Here is a 15,251-nt window from a genome sequence, read left to right as displayed (position 1 = left end):
AAACTGAATCGATTTTTGTTCCTAACAATGATATATTTGGCATTTGCCGGAACGTTGGTTTCGTGTGGCGGTCAAGAAGACGATGAATTGGAGTGGGAATGGGAAGAAGAAAAGGATAATTCAGAAAAGCCCCGGGTCATCTGGGTGGATGCTGCCGCCAACTTTCCTGATTTCGCCAATAGTAAAGAGAATATTGTGCGTGACTTGACTTTAGCTAAAGAAGCGGGTTTCACCGACGTGGTCGTTGATGTGAGACCAACCACCGGAGATGTATTGTTTCAAACCGACGTTGTTGAACAAGTTCAATGGTTGGGCGCGTGGCTGCCTTCAGGATACACTAAAATTGAACGAACAGCTACTTGGGATTATTTGCAGGCATTTATTGATGCCGGCCATAGTCTGGGCCTGAAAGTCTATGCAGGAGTCAACACCTTCTCTGGAGGTAACACCACCAGTATAGGTTCTGAAGGGATGCTGTTCAGAGAGTCAGACAAGAAGGAATGGGCTACGCAATTGCTGACAGAATCTGGAATCGTAAATACCATGGATTTGGGAGGCAGCGGTGCAAAATTCTTTAATCCGGCGAACGAAGAAGTCCAGGATTACCTTTGCGATATGCTGGAAGATCTAGCTGCCTATCAGGATTTAGACGGTATTATACTTGATCGTGGACGCTTTGATGGGTTTGATAGCGACTTTTCCGATTACACCAAGAAAAATTTTGAAGATTTTTTGGGCTATTCTTTACAAGATTTTCCTGCTGATGTCATGGAGTATTCAATGACAAACGGAGGACTTCCATCAAGTTTGCCAACATATTTTAAACAGTGGCTTGAATTCCGGGTGAAAGTCATTCACGATTTTATGGAAAAGGCTCAAATTAGGGTAAAATCGGTCAATCCTGATATCGAATTTGGTGTGTACGTCGGAGGTTGGTATTCTTCCTATTATGGTGTTGGGGTCAACTGGGCCAGCCCGAACTACAACACGGCATCCGACTATCCGAAATGGGCTACTGCAAACTATAAAAATTACGGTTATGCCGACCACATGGATATTATCCTGATTGGAGCATATGCCGCACCAACAAGAGTTTATGGAACCTCTGAATGGACAATTCAGGGATTTTGCTCCCGTGCAGCAGATAAGATAAAAGATGAGGCTATTGTCATTGGGGGGCCTGATGTAGGAAATGGCGATTGGGCAACCAGTAGCAGTGAGGTGACTAATCAGGCCATTATCCAATCTGTGGATGCAGCCATGAATTCCTGTGATGGATATTTTCTGTTTGATATGATTCACCTGAAACAAAAAGATCAGTGGAAGTACGTCAAACAAGGAATTGACGCGGTAACCGGCGAGGAAAAGTAAAAAAGCATTTAAGTATTTTTTAATTGATACAAAATGAGAAATTCAATTGTGTTAGGACTGCTGTGTTCAGTCATCATATTTTCTGCATGTAGCCAGAAAACTCCTAAATCAGAAGTAGGAAATTCAGTTGCTAAGCCCGCATTAATTTGGTTCGATGCTGAAGCGAACTTTGAACGTTTCAGCTACCCTGACTCCATCGATTTTTACCTGGAGAAGATTAAAAACATTGGTTTTACCGATGCTGTTGTGGATATCCGGCCCATTACTGGAGAAGTGCTCTATAAAAGTGATTATGCTCCTCAGATGACTGAGTGGGATGGCTTTGAACGGCCAGATTTTGATTACTTGGGTCATTTTATTAAGAAGGCTCACGAGCTCGGGCTGAAAGTTCATGCGTCGATGAATACCTTTGTGGGTGGTCACAACTTTTTCGACCGGGGGCAAACTTATATGGATCACCCTGAGTGGGCAACAATGGTATACACTCCGGATGAAGGCATTGTCTCGATCATGACTCAAAAGAAAAAATATTCAGCCATGATCAATCCAATCAATCCAGATTTTCAAAAGCACATTTTGAATGTATTTACAGAGGTCACAGAAAAGTATCCTGAACTGGATGGAATTATTCTTGACCGGGTCCGTTACGATGGGATTATGGCCGATTTTTCAGAACTGTCGAAGCAGAAATTCGAAGAATACCTGGGCGAAGAAATCAAGAATTTCCCAACGGATATTTATGAGTGGAAAAAGGATGAAGACGGAAAAAACAATTATGTACGTGGGCAGTATTTTGAAAAGTGGATTGAATGGCGGGCTAAAAACATCCATGATTTCATGTCCCTGGCCGCCCGAGCAGTAAAAGAGGTCAATCCTGAGATTTCGTTCGGAACCTATACCGGCGCCTGGTATCCTTCTTATTTTGAGGTGGGTGTGAACTGGGCGAGCAACCAGTATGATCCTTCGCAAGATTTTGACTGGGCCACGGCCGATTACAAGAACTATGGCTATGCTGAAGTGCTTGACCTTTTTACTGTGGGAAACTACTATACGAATGTGACCATGGAGGAATACCTGAAAAATAATAACCTGGTGAAAAATGAAACGGACAGCAAGGCTTCTCGTGGAACCTGGTATTGTGTTGAGGGGTCATGCGATAAAATCAAAGGCATATTGAATGGGCATCCGTTCTACGGTGGTATTTTGGTGGATCAGTTCTACGAAAACCGTCATCAGCTATCTCGCTCAATTGCCATGAATTTTCAGGCTTCTGATGGTTTAATGGTTTTTGATATCGTACACATCATCCGCAAAAACATGTGGAAGGAAGTGGAAGCTGGTTTCCAAATGGCAGCCGATCCTGATTATTTCGATAAAGCGGAAAACAAAATATACCTTGAAAACTAATTCCCGGCTTTGATCTTAACAACCGCATCATGACACGAAATATTGGCTTAATTCTTTTGCTGATCAACTTAGCGTTTGGTTCGCTGGCAGGTCAATCAGGAAGATCAGTACTCTATAGTGGAAACGTAACTTGCGAAGGGAAAGGGGTTGCTGGAGTTGCAGTCACGGATGGTGTTTCTGTTTGTAGGACGGATAAAGAGGGTAGGTACTCTCTGGAGGGAAGTGCAACAAGCGATTTTGTGTATATCACATCTCCGTCGGGCTATCAAGTACCTGTCGTAAATTCTGTTCCGCAATTCTTTCATCGTGTTAATCATGAACATGTAAAGTCGATTGATTTTCAGCTGGTAAAGCAAGTGGTTGACGACATCAATCACGGATTTGTGGTATGGGCCGACCCACAGGTGAAAAACCAGGAAGAGGCATTGCAAGCCCGCCATGTTGCAGAAGAATTGGGAGACTGGCTGAAAACATATGATGAACGTCCGTTTCATGGGTTGGGTTGTGGTGATATCGTAGGCGACAATCCGGCACTTTATGACGACATAAAGAACATGTTGTCCCCACTTGGGATTCCCTTTTATCAGTCAATTGGAAACCACGATTTGCATTATAACGGCCGGTCAGACAATGCCTCGGGGAAAGTCTTCGAAAGTCACTTCGGACCGTCGTATTACTCCTTTAACCGTGGAGAAATTCATTATGTGGTGCTAAACGATGTTTTTTATATTGGACGAGACTATTTCTACATTGGATATTTGCCCGAACAACAACTGAATTGGCTCGAGCAGGATCTGGCTCAAATTGACGAGGGCAGTACCGTTGTGCTTACCCTTCACATTCCAACGGCACTGAATGACCAGGATGTGATGCAATTTGCCTATTCGACCATTTCACAATCGTTGGTAAATAAACAAGCGTTGTATAAAATACTGAAGCCTTATCAAGTGCATATTTTATCGGGGCACTTACACCAAAATGGGAACCTTGAAATTGCGCCAAACCTGTTCGAACACAACATATCCTCGGTTTGTGGAGCATGGTGGCAGGGGCCTTATGCTGAAGATGGAACGCCCAAAGGCTACGCCGTATTTGAAGCTAATGGATCGGAGTTGAGCTGGTATTTTAAAAGCTTTGGTTATGATAGAGACTACCAGTTTAGGGCATACGCTGTTGGAGAGAATCCGGAGCAGCCGGAGTTTGTAACCGCTAATGTGTGGAACTATGATCCGCAATGGACGGTCTATTGGTATGAGGATGGCAACCGAATGGGAGAAATGGAGCCCTATAGTGGGATCGATCCGAAAACGGCCGAGGTATATTCTGATAAGGGAACACTTGATTATAAATGGATTTCAGCCCGGAAGTCAAATCATATGTTTCGTGCCAGGCCACGCACTGCTTCTTCAAAATTGACTGTTGAAGTAATTGATCGCTTTGGCTCCAGCTATAAAATGGAATTGAAACAGCACACAAATAAATGAAAAAAGCTTACCGATTGACTTTTTGCGCGGATCCTTCATTTGTTATGCGCAATAGCCGGTATAAATCTAAGAATCACTAACTATAACAAGAATGAATTTTGCATTAATAGATATTTTAATCATTGCAAGCTACCTTTCCCTAAGCGTCTTTATCGGGTTTTGGATATCGAAAAAGGCAAGTGCCGGCCTCCAAAATTATTTTTTGGGGGGTAATACCTTGAAGTGGTATTTTTTGGGGCTTTCCAATGGTTCAGGGATGTTTGACATTTCCGGCACCACTTGGACGGTCACCATTCTTTTTGTGTATGGGTTGAAAAGTGTATGGATTCCCTGGCTTTGGCCTGTTTGGAACCAAATGATCGTGATGATCTTTATGGCTATCTGGTTGCGGCGGTCAGGTGTGATGACTGGGGCAGAGTGGATTACGACCCGATTTGGGAATGATCGTGGCGGAAAGCTCGCGCACATTATTGTCGTGGTTTTCGCCATTATCAGTGCCATCGGGTTTATTGCCTATTTTTTCGTTGGAATAGGAAAATTTGCGGTTACCATTTTCCCTTGGGACCTGTCTTTTACGATTGGTGCTTTCCGGGTTATCTCGGAATATTCTTACGCGACTATCCTGCTTGTCCTGACCACTCTTTACGTGATTAAAGGCGGGATGTACAGTGTGGTAGCCACCGAAGTTATGCAATTTGTTGTGATGACTGTTGCCTGTATCGCCGTGGCTTGGTTCGCTATGGATCAGGTTTCAGCGGAACAGATTAACGCCGCGGTTCCCAACGGTTGGTTTGATATTATGCCTGGCTGGCAGGATGGGCTTGATTGGGGAGGATTGTTTGACCAGGTGAACGACAAAATCGCACAGGACGGTTTTGGTATGTTTGGCGCTTTCGTGATGATGATGTTTTTCAAGGGCATCTTTTCCAGTCTGGCCGGGCCCGTGCCGGGTTACGACATGCAGCGGGTCTTGTCTACCCGAACCCCGCGCGATGCTGCCAAAATGAGCGGTTTAACCTCTCTGGTGGTTTTTCCTCCCCGTTATCTGATGGTTGCAGGACTGGGAATTCTGGGACTAGTGTATGTCGCTCCGGTGTTGAAGGCAGGTGGCGGAGAGGTCGATTTCGAGAAGATTTTGCCTTATGTAATCAACAACCTGTTGCCGGTTGGCTTGAAGGGCATTATCCTCGCCGGACTTCTGGCTGCTTTCATGTCAACGGTATCTGCCTTTGTAAATGCTGCTCCGGCATACATTGTGAATGACTTGTATAAACGGTACATCAATCCGAACGCATCGGAGAAAAAATACCTGCGGATCAGTTATATTTCTTCTGCCGGGATTGTCGTGGTGGGGATCATTTTTGGTTTTTTTTCCGCATCGATTAATTCGCTGACCCTTTGGATCACCTCGTCACTTTATGGTGGTTACGTAGCTGCCAATGTGTTGAAATGGATTTGGTGGCGTTTTAACGGTTTTGGATATTTCTGGGGAATGCTGGCTGGCCTGGCCGGATCGACCATTAAGTTTTTGTTTTTTCCCGATACACCCGATATTTTTCTGTTCCCGATCATCCTGGCGATGGCTGCAACCGGCAGTTTTCTGGGGTGTCTTTTTACCGCTCCCGTTGACGATCAAATCCTCATCGAGTTTTATAAAAACGTACGTCCCTGGGGATGGTGGAAACCGGTATTGTTAAAAGCCCGTGAGGTCTATCCCGGCATAACGAAAAACAAGGATTTATCCCGTGATACCTTCAATGTAATGGTGGCGATCGTTTGGCAAATGACACTCATTGCGGCTCCGATCTATTTTGTTGTCCGGCATCAGTCCGGGTTAATCGTATCGTTGGCATTGTTTGCAATTACTTCTATTATTCTAAAATTTAATTGGTTGGATAAAATCAAAGATTATGAAAAAATATAGAGAAATAGTTTTCACTTTTAAGAATATGCTGTTACCGCTCATACTTCTGTTTCTTGTCGGCGCAACCTCAGCAGGAGATGCATGTGCCCAAAATTCCCTGCCGTACGATACCACTTACACTTTTGCGCACTATAAAGTGAGGCGGGCCTTCTATGAAGGTCTCCCCAATGGGAAAAATGAGATTGTTTTTCTGGGGAATAGCATTACTGAAAACGGCGATTGGAATGAGCTTTTCAAGAATAAAAATATCGTCAACCGTGGAATTGGTGGTGATGTATGTTTTGGTCTGCTTGACCGTTTGGATGAAGTGCTTGCTTCACAGCCCGAAAGCATTTTTCTGATGATCGGAATCAACGACATTGGCCGGGGAGTCCCCGTGGATGTCATAGCCGGAAAAATTCAGGAAATTCTACAGACAATTCAGCAAGAATCATCCAAAACAGAACTGTATTTGCAAAGTGTGTTACCGATCAACGAGCAGGTGATTTGGTATGAATACATGAAAAATAAATCGAAGCAGATTGTCCTTTTAAATGAAAAACTCAAGACAATTGCTGCAAATGAAAATATTACGTATCTGGATTTGTATGCCAGCTTTGCTGATGAAAATGGTCAACTTCTTCCCGAGTATACGGCTGATGGCATTCATTTAAGCGCCGAGGGCTACCTGCATTGGCGGAAGGTTTTTAAAGAAGAAGGCATTAAATTGTAAGGAAATCAAGAATATTAAAGAAATAAAGGACTTAAGAATGAAGATTAAAGGAACTTTTTTGGATGAAATCAGTCACGACATTCCGCACCAAAATTGGGGCAGAAAGGAATGGGATCTGGATTTTGACTACATGAAAAAGGTTGGCATCAACACGGTCGTTTTAATCCGCAGCGGGTACCGAAAATGGCTGACTTATCCTTCACAAATCTTGATGGAGCAGGAACGGGCCTATCAGTCATCGGTTGATCTGGTACAAATGTTTCTGGAACTGAGCAGCAAGCATGGAATGGATTTTTATTTTGGCTTATACGATTCCGGGCGCTACTGGGTCAATGGCGATTTTCAGGGAGAACTGGACCTAAATAAGGCATTGATTGAAGAGGTATGGGAAAAGTACGGGCAAATGCCGGCTTTCAAAGGCTGGTATATTTCGCAGGAATGTAGCCGTAAAACAGGATCGATTATTAAAATGTATGCCGGACTGGGCGAACATTGCAAAGCCGTCTCCGGATCGCTGACAACACTGATATCGCCCTATATTGACGGGATCAAAAATATTAGCCAATATAAACCCGAAACGAGCCGAACGTTGGGTGTAAGTCTTAAACGACATGAAGAAGATTGGAACGAGATTTTCGATGGCATTAAGAATGCGGTGGACATCGTCGCTTTTCAGGACGGACATATTGATTTTGATGAACTGGATGATTTTCTGCAAATTAACAAGCAGCTTGCCGATAGGCATGGCATCCGAAGCTGGACTAATTCAGAGTCATTTGACCGGGATATGCCGATCAAGTTTTTACCCATTAAGTGGGAAAAGCTGCTGATGAAGTTGAAGGCTGCTGAGCGTGCCGGTATGGAACAGGCCATCACCTTTGAATTTTCCCATTTCATGAGCCCGCAGTCGGCTTACTTGCAAGCCGGGCATTTGTATAACCGCTATAAGGAATACCTGGATCAATTAAAGTGATGGCTGAAGCAATGAAAAAAATTGATTTTAAAAATTTAGCCGAAAAATATCAAACGGAATTGCTTGAGAATGTCGTCCCTTTTTGGCTGAATTATTCACAAGACAAAGCACACGGAGGTTATTTCACTTGCCTCGATCGGGAAGGAAGCGTGTTTGATACCGATAAATTTATCTGGTTACAAGGGCGCGAAGTGTGGCTATTTTCGATGTTATACAACCAAGTAGAGCAAAAGCAGGAATGGCTGGATGCAGCCATTCGGGGGGGCGAGTTTCTGAAGATATACGGCCATGACGGGAACCTGAATTGGTACTTCTCGCTTACGCAGGATGGGAAACCGTTGGTTGAACCATACAATATTTTTTCATACACTTTTGCGAGTATGGCTTTTGGTCAGTTAGGTAAAGCCACCGGAAACGATGAATATGCGGCGATTGCCAAAAAAACCTTCGAGCTTGTTTTGGCGAAAACCAGCAACCCTAAAGGGCAGTGGAACAAAGCATATCCAGGAACGCGTAATCTGAAGAACTTTGCTTTGCCCATGATTCTTTGTAACCTGGCACTTGAAATTGAGCATTTGCTGGAGGAGGATTTTCTGAAGGAAACGATTGAAACCTGCATTCACGAAGTGATGGATGTGTTCTACCGACCGGAATTGGGATTGGTAGTTGAAAATCTCAATTCCGACGAAACCTTGTCAGATACGTTCGATGGGCGTTTAATTAATCCCGGGCATGCCATTGAGGCTATGTGGTTTATCATGGATCTGGGCGTTCGGCTTAAGCGTCCGCAACTGATTGCCAAAGCCAATGATATCGCCATTCAGATGGTAGAGTACGGCTGGGATCAGGAGCATGGCGGTATTTTTTATTTCATGGACCGGCTGGGATATCCGACGCAACAGCTGGAGTGGGACCAGAAACTTTGGTGGGTTCATTTGGAAACCTTGATTACTATGTTGAAAGGTTATCACCTCACCGGTTCTGAAAAAAGCCTGGAATGGTTTCTCAAAGTTCATGAATATACCTGGTCTCACTTTAAAGATCGGGAGCATCCCGAGTGGTTTGGGTATTTGAACCGACGAGGCGAAGTGTTGCTCCCGTTGAAGGGAGGAAAATGGAAAGGCTGTTTTCACGTGCCACGCGGGCTTTATCAATGCTGGAAAACTTTGGAAAAAATTAGTGAATCAGCACAATGAAACGAATTGTGAAAAAATTCTTTTTAGCGAAAATGGGATTGGCGGCTATTCTCGTTGTTTGTTTTGTTTCGGCAGCCCTGGGCGCAGACAAAGTACGCTTTTTCGCCGCAGATCATCCACAATTTCAATACATGGGAAGAGTGGTTGTTAAGTCAGGGGAAGCAACTTATAACTGGCCTGGGGTTACAGTTTCCGTTGAATTTTCAGGAAGGTCGCTCGGCATTCGTCTGGATGGTGGTGAGCGCAATTATTTCAATGTTTGGGTTGATGATTATCCGATTGAGGTCGTTCATGCAGTGAACGACACAGTTTGGTGGTTCCCGCGACGTCTTTCGCGAGGGAAGCACCATCTGCGTTTGGTCAAACGAACCGAAGCGGATATGGGAACGGCCACATTTTACGGGCTGTACCTTGGAGCGAAAGAACAGTTAATTCAGCCAGCTCCCCTGCCGGATCGGAAACTCCTGTTCATTGGCAATTCCATCACGTGTGGCTATGGAACAGAAGGGAAAGATCGCTCGGAGTGTTTTAAACCTTTCACCGAGAATTGTGAGAAATCGTATGCAACGATTATTGCACGTGCTTTCGACGCGCAATATCATCTGATTTCACACTCGGGGCTTGGAATGGTTCGTAATTATGGCGATCAAGAAAAGCGATCCGAAAAACGGAAACCGATGCCAGCCCGGTTAGAGTACCTGCTGGACAATGATTCGACAAAAAAGTACGATTTGAATGATTACCAGCCGGATGCAATTGTGATCAACCTTGGAACCAATGATTTTTCCACCCAGCCATTTCCGGATGAAACCGATTTCGTAGAAGCAGGAAAGGCACTGTTGTATCGATTGCTGGTTACATATCCCGGAGTGAAGATCTTCTGTATCACAGGGCCCATGACGGATGAACCAGCTTTCACCTATACTAAAAGAACGGTGCACGAGGTACGAGGGGAAACAAATTCAGGAGGTCTGGTCTTCGTAGGAGTGCCACTTCAGCTGATGAATCCGGAAACGGATTTGGGCGCTGACTCGCATCCGTCCTATCGGGGACAGTTAAAAACTGCCGGAATGATTTTGCCTGTGATGGGGACCGTGTTGCACTGGGACTTTTTAATGGATGAAATTTTGCCGGTCATACAAAGTCATTGAGGTGGGGTAGGAGACAGCCTTTTTTGAGGATGTTTAGCGTAACTAAGAGAAATAACTGAAGATAAATCAGCAAGAAATAGAATCCGGTTCTGACCATCTTACTTGCTAAAACAAAATGGATATGAAAAGACGTAGTTTTATTGGAATGATCGGAGCCACAGGGGGATTGCTGGCTACTGCTCCGCTTATAGCCAGCCCAACTGGAGCAAACGCGAAAACAGTTAAACGAAATAAGCGAAAAGCGGAAAGGGAGATGAAAGCTGACCTGGTGATTGCAGGTGGTGGAATTGGCGGTTGTGCGTGTGCCTTGGGTGCTTTGCGCAACGGGCTTTCGGTAATTATGACCGAAGAAACCGACTGGATTGGAGGACAAATAACACAACAAGGCGTACCACTGGATGAACACCGCTGGATTGAAACGCACGGAGCAACTCAATTATATCGTGAGTTTCGTAGCGCATTGCGCCAATATTATAAGCGGAATTATCCGTTAACTGAGGAAGCAGCAGCAAAAGAGAATCTGAACCCCGGTGATGGGGCGGTGTCGCGTTTGTGTGTTGAGCCGAAGGTGGCTCTAGCTGTTCTCAACAGCATGTTTGCACCCTATATCAGTTCCAGACAGTTAACACTTTTATTGGAACATAAAGCAACGGCAGCCGATGTGGATGGGGCCCGCGTAAGGGGCCTTGAGGTCGTGAACAAGCACCGGGGCGAAGCAATTGTCCTTACAGCACCTTACTTTGTGGATGCTACCGAAATGGGTGATCTGCTGCCTTTAACCGGAACGGAGTATGTGACCGGAACCGAATCGAAAAAGGAAACCGGTGAGTTGCATGCACCGGAAGTGGGTGATCCTGAAAATGAACAAGCCTTTACGTTGTGTTTTGCGTTGGACTACCGCCCGGGCGAAAACCATGTCATTGACAAACCGGCAAACTATGATTTCTGGCGTTCTTATGTCCCTGATATTAGTCCTGCTTGGCCGGGACGCTTGCTTGATTTGACATATTCAACTCCATCTACTCTTAAACCCAGGACGCTGGGTTTTCACCCTGAAGGGGGGAGGACTGGTGATGTGATGAATTTGTGGAACTACCGGAAAATTATTAACCGGCATAACTTTGCTCCTGGCTTTTATGCCGGAGATATGACGGTGGTTAATTGGCCACAAAATGATTACTTATTAGGACGTTTGGTTGATGTTAGAGAGAAAGAATTTCAAAAGCATGTGGAGGGAGCTCGTCAACTGAACTTGTCATTGATATACTGGTTGCAAACCGAGGTGGAGCGGCCTGATGGCGGCGCCGGCTGGCCTGGAATTCGTCTGCGCGAGGACGTGATGGGAACTGCTGATGGCATGGCCAAATATCCTTATATTCGTGAAGGACGAAGAATTAAAGCCTTGTTTACCGTGTCGGAAGAACATGTGGGGGTTGAAAACCGGACCTTGGTGAAGGGAAAAGAAGCAGCGGCTACCTGTGAGAGCTTTTATGACAGCATTGGTGTAGGATCGTACTACCTTGATTTGCACCCTTCCACCAAAGGCGACAATTACATTGATTTGCCTTCTTTACCGTTTGAAGTGCCGCTGGGCTCCTTGATTCCGCAGCGAATGGAAAACTTGCTACCGGCCAGCAAGAATATCGGAACAACGCATATCACCAATGGTTGTTACAGACTTCACCCGGTCGAGTGGAACATTGGCGAAGTAGTAGGTATGCTGGTTCAGTTTGCTTCGAAAAAGCAGGTTAAACCGCGAGATGTGCGTGAGGATAAAGAACTTTTAGCCGATTTTCAGCAATTTATCCAGAGCCAGGGGATAGAAATCAAGTGGCCTGTGTAGTGCAAAAACGAATGGATAACCATAGAATTAATTGTCATGAGAAAAACGATCTATAAATCAGCTGTATTCTTGCTTGTGCTCGCAACATCTTTAAACCTTTCGGCTCAAAAAAGAGAGTTGGAAAAGGCCGGATGGGAATTGGGTGTTCAGAGTTACACCTTTCATAAATTCAGCTTCAAAGAGGCGGTTGATAAAGTGAATCAACTTGGTCTGAATGCCATCGAAGTGTATTTTGGTCAACCGTTGGGTGAAGGAATGGAAGGAACCATGGATTTTAGAATGGATAAGAAAACCCAACAGCAGGTGTTGGATTATGCCCGTTCAAAAAAAATGAAAATTGTCGCTTGTGGAGTGGTTGTTTGCAGGGATGAAGCGGAGTGGAAACAATTGTTTGAGTTTGCCGACCAGATGGGAATCAGGCTAATAACCTGTGAGCCGGAGTACGAACACCTGAAATATGTTGATCAGTTGGCGAATGAATATGGGATTGACGTGGCTATTCATAATCACCCGAAACCTTCAAATTACTGGAATCCGGACTTGTTTCTTGAGGCTGTTGATGGTTTGAGTGATCGCATTGGAGCTTGTGCTGATGTGGGGCACTGGAAAAGAATGGGAATAGATCCGGTGGAAGGACTGAAAAAATATGGAGGTCGCATAAAAGCACTTCACTTTAAAGACATCAAGGAAAAGGCAGTAGGCGAAGCTGAACAACATGATGTGATTTGGGGAACTGGTATTCTCGATATGAAAGGGATGTTGATCGAATTGAAAAAGCAAGGGTTTGAAGGCTTGTTTTCGATTGAGTATGAGCATAATTGGGAGAATTCGGTTCCGGACATTCAGAAAAGTATCAACTATTTTTATCAAACAATTGAGAAACTAAATCAGAAATGATGAATTTATCTATTCGCTGGCTTATTCGTAGCCTTTTTGTGAGTGCCGCATGCTTGTTTAATTTGACAACAGCATACGCGGGTGAAACAGCCAATAACAAGTCGGAAGACAGAACGGTGAAAATCTTGACTGTAGGGAATAGCTTTGCTGATAATGCCTGCACCTATTTGCAACAAATTACTGAATCAGTTCCCGGATTGTCGATCGAGATTACAAAAGCTAACCTTGGTGGTTGTTCACTGGAAAGACACGCCTCTCTAATCGAGAGGTGCGCGGAGGACGACGGATCGAAGCCCTATTCAAACACCTATTGTTTAGAAGATTTGTTGAAGATGGATACTTATGATTTTGTAACCATACAACAAGTTAGCAGTCTGAGTTTTAAGCCAGAGTCATTCGAGCCCTATGCCGATGTGCTGATTCAGTTTATCCGCAAACATGCGCCTCCCGCAGAAATCATGATTCATCAAACCTGGGCCTATGGAGCCGACAGCCCGCGGCTAATGGAATGGAACATGCTGCGAGAAGAGATGCATAATGGATTGGTAACCAGTTATCAGGTGCTTGCCGAGCGGTACGGACTGGATATTCTGCCATCAGGACAAGCATTTTACAGGGTGACTCTAGAAAGCAAAAGCATTGATCTATGGACTCAAGACCGGTATCATGCCAATATGAATGGTTGTTATCTTGCGGGCTGTGTCTGGTTTGGAAAAATGTTTGGCGTATCTCCACAAAAGATTGAATTTGTTCCTGAAGGCATGAAGCCTGAAACCGCAAGGTTTTTACGGCGGATTGCCACAAAAGAGTTAAGAGTAACAAAAAAACAGAATTGAGGAGGAGTCCTGTAAAAGTGGAAAACCGTTTTGTTTTTTTATCCGTTTTGCCTGCAAGATGACCAATGAATAAGTTTACTCGATAAATTTTTCATGGAGGTGATTGCAAATATTTCATCATGCATAGAGACTATGAATCGAGCGCCCCTTGACCTCTCCTGAAATTGCAGACAAAATTGGAATCTCAGTTAAAGGCGTTGAGAAAATCATTTCCGTACTAAAAAAGGAGGATCGTATCGAAAGGTTAGGATCAAGAAAAACCGGTTATTGGTCAGTTAAAAAGTAGGGGATAAAGTAGGGGATAAAGTAGGGGATAAATTCCAAGAAATGACCGAATATGAAGTACCACAGCGGAATGTAGACTCTGGCCCGTTGCTTCGGTGCAGGTAAATCTAGCAAGAATCGGAAATAGTGTTCATATTTGATATTTATGTATTCCATCGCTAGATAGAAAATCTGACATAATTAATCTGTACAGTATTCACAAATTTTACTACTTTCGAGGTACTAAATAAACAACCGAAAGATGCCTGTACCCGATTACCAATCATTAATGCTGCCCTTATTACAATTTGCTCAGGACGGAAAGGAATACAAAGTTTCACAATTAAGAGAGGAATTAGCCAGAAAATATAGACTGACACCGGAAGAACGGCGGGAGCTGTTGCCCAGTGGTACCCAGAATGTATTCGATAATCGTGTGGCATGGGCAAAGACATATCTGGTAAAATCGAAATTGTTGGGTGCCCCGAAAAGAGCTCATGTTAAAATTACAAATCGAGGATTGAGAGTCTTAGGCGAAAAACCTGATTCAATCAATGTGGCCTTCCTTAAGCAATTCGACGAATTCAGTGCGTTTATTTCTCCGAACACTTCCAAAGACGAACAAGAGGCCACACCCACATCAAATGAGTTTCATACGCCAATTGAAAAATTAGATACTTCCTTTAGAGATATTAATCAAAAATTAGCCGTTGAATTATTGGACTACGTTAAAGGAATGGATCCTTATAAATTTGAGCTGTTGGTGATCGACCTCCTACAAGCAATGGGCTATGGAGGTAACAGGGAGGAAGCCGCCAAGGTGACCAAAAAATCAGGGGATGGAGGGATTGACGGAATCATCAATGAAGATCGTTTAGGCCTGGATAAGATTTATGTGCAAGCAAAAAAGTGGGAAGGGGTTGTGACAATTTCAGCCATCCGGGATTTTGGAGGAACGCTTTTGGCCCATAGCGCGCAAAAGGGTATTTTTATTACCACCTCCGATTTTCCCAGAACAGCCATTGACTATTGCGAAAAGATTGACCGCACGATCATACTGATCAACGGAAAGCACCTGACCGAATTGATGATTGAATTCAATGTTGGGGTGGCGGCAAAAAAGACGTATTTACTGAAAGAAGTAGATGGTGATTATTTTGAGGCGTAGTTTGATAACATGAAAGAAATCAACT

The 15,251-nt window shown here is 44.2% G+C and carries 12 protein-coding genes; all 12 read left to right on the top strand.

What is annotated here, in order from left to right; all coding sequences use genetic code 11:
• Positions 1–27: 27 nt before the first annotated feature.
• A complete protein-coding gene (locus NC99_RS11995; RefSeq protein ID WP_082326457.1) occupies positions 28–1,371 on the top strand; it encodes an alpha amylase family protein in 1,344 nt (447 codons plus the stop codon).
• A gap of 33 nt (positions 1,372–1,404) precedes the next feature.
• Positions 1,405–2,778, top strand: coding sequence for an alpha amylase family protein (locus tag NC99_RS11990; RefSeq protein WP_053183971.1), 1,374 nt, complete (start codon positions 1,405–1,407; stop codon positions 2,776–2,778).
• A gap of 29 nt (positions 2,779–2,807) precedes the next feature.
• Complete coding sequence (locus NC99_RS11985; RefSeq protein ID WP_053183969.1) at positions 2,808–4,262, top strand: calcineurin-like phosphoesterase C-terminal domain-containing protein; 1,455 nt, start codon at positions 2,808–2,810, stop codon at positions 4,260–4,262.
• A 91-nt stretch (positions 4,263–4,353) separates the two neighbouring features.
• Entirely contained in the window at positions 4,354–6,186 is a 1,833-nt protein-coding gene (locus tag NC99_RS11980; protein ID WP_053183968.1) for a sodium:solute symporter family protein, read from the top strand.
• Complete coding sequence (locus NC99_RS11975) at positions 6,173–6,898, top strand: GDSL-type esterase/lipase family protein (protein ID WP_157624837.1); 726 nt, start codon at positions 6,173–6,175, stop codon at positions 6,896–6,898. The genes NC99_RS11980 and NC99_RS11975 overlap by 14 nt, the downstream gene beginning before the upstream one ends.
• A gap of 37 nt (positions 6,899–6,935) precedes the next feature.
• The gene (locus NC99_RS11970; RefSeq protein ID WP_053183964.1) at positions 6,936–7,871 is read left to right on the top strand and encodes a DUF4434 domain-containing protein; all 936 of its coding nucleotides are present in this window, start codon (positions 6,936–6,938) and stop codon (positions 7,869–7,871) included.
• A gap of 11 nt (positions 7,872–7,882) precedes the next feature.
• A complete protein-coding gene (locus NC99_RS11965) occupies positions 7,883–9,067 on the top strand; it encodes an AGE family epimerase/isomerase (protein WP_239684448.1) in 1,185 nt (394 codons plus the stop codon).
• Entirely contained in the window at positions 9,064–10,218 is a 1,155-nt protein-coding gene (locus NC99_RS11960; RefSeq protein WP_053183961.1) for an SGNH/GDSL hydrolase family protein, read from the top strand. Before NC99_RS11965 ends, NC99_RS11960 begins: the two co-directional genes overlap by 4 nt.
• 121 nt (positions 10,219–10,339) lie before the next feature.
• Positions 10,340–12,061 carry an FAD-dependent oxidoreductase gene (locus tag NC99_RS11955; protein WP_053183990.1) on the top strand — a complete coding sequence of 574 codons (1,722 nt, stop codon included), beginning with the start codon at positions 10,340–10,342 and terminating at the stop codon, positions 12,059–12,061.
• Between the two features lie 36 nt (positions 12,062–12,097).
• The gene (locus tag NC99_RS11950; protein WP_053183959.1) at positions 12,098–12,958 is read left to right on the top strand and encodes a sugar phosphate isomerase/epimerase family protein; all 861 of its coding nucleotides are present in this window, start codon (positions 12,098–12,100) and stop codon (positions 12,956–12,958) included.
• Entirely contained in the window at positions 12,955–13,794 is an 840-nt protein-coding gene (locus NC99_RS11945; protein WP_053183957.1) for a DUF4886 domain-containing protein, read from the top strand. Before NC99_RS11950 ends, NC99_RS11945 begins: the two co-directional genes overlap by 4 nt.
• 526 nt (positions 13,795–14,320) lie before the next feature.
• A complete protein-coding gene (locus NC99_RS11940; protein ID WP_053183956.1) occupies positions 14,321–15,226 on the top strand; it encodes a restriction endonuclease in 906 nt (301 codons plus the stop codon).
• Positions 15,227–15,251 lie beyond the last annotated feature (25 nt).

Source organism: Sunxiuqinia dokdonensis, from assembly GCF_001270965.1.
GTDB classification, from domain to species: domain Bacteria; phylum Bacteroidota; class Bacteroidia; order Bacteroidales; family Prolixibacteraceae; genus Sunxiuqinia; species Sunxiuqinia dokdonensis.
The sequence above is the reverse complement of the archived record's forward strand: the minus strand, read 5'-3'. Positions and strand labels throughout refer to the sequence as shown.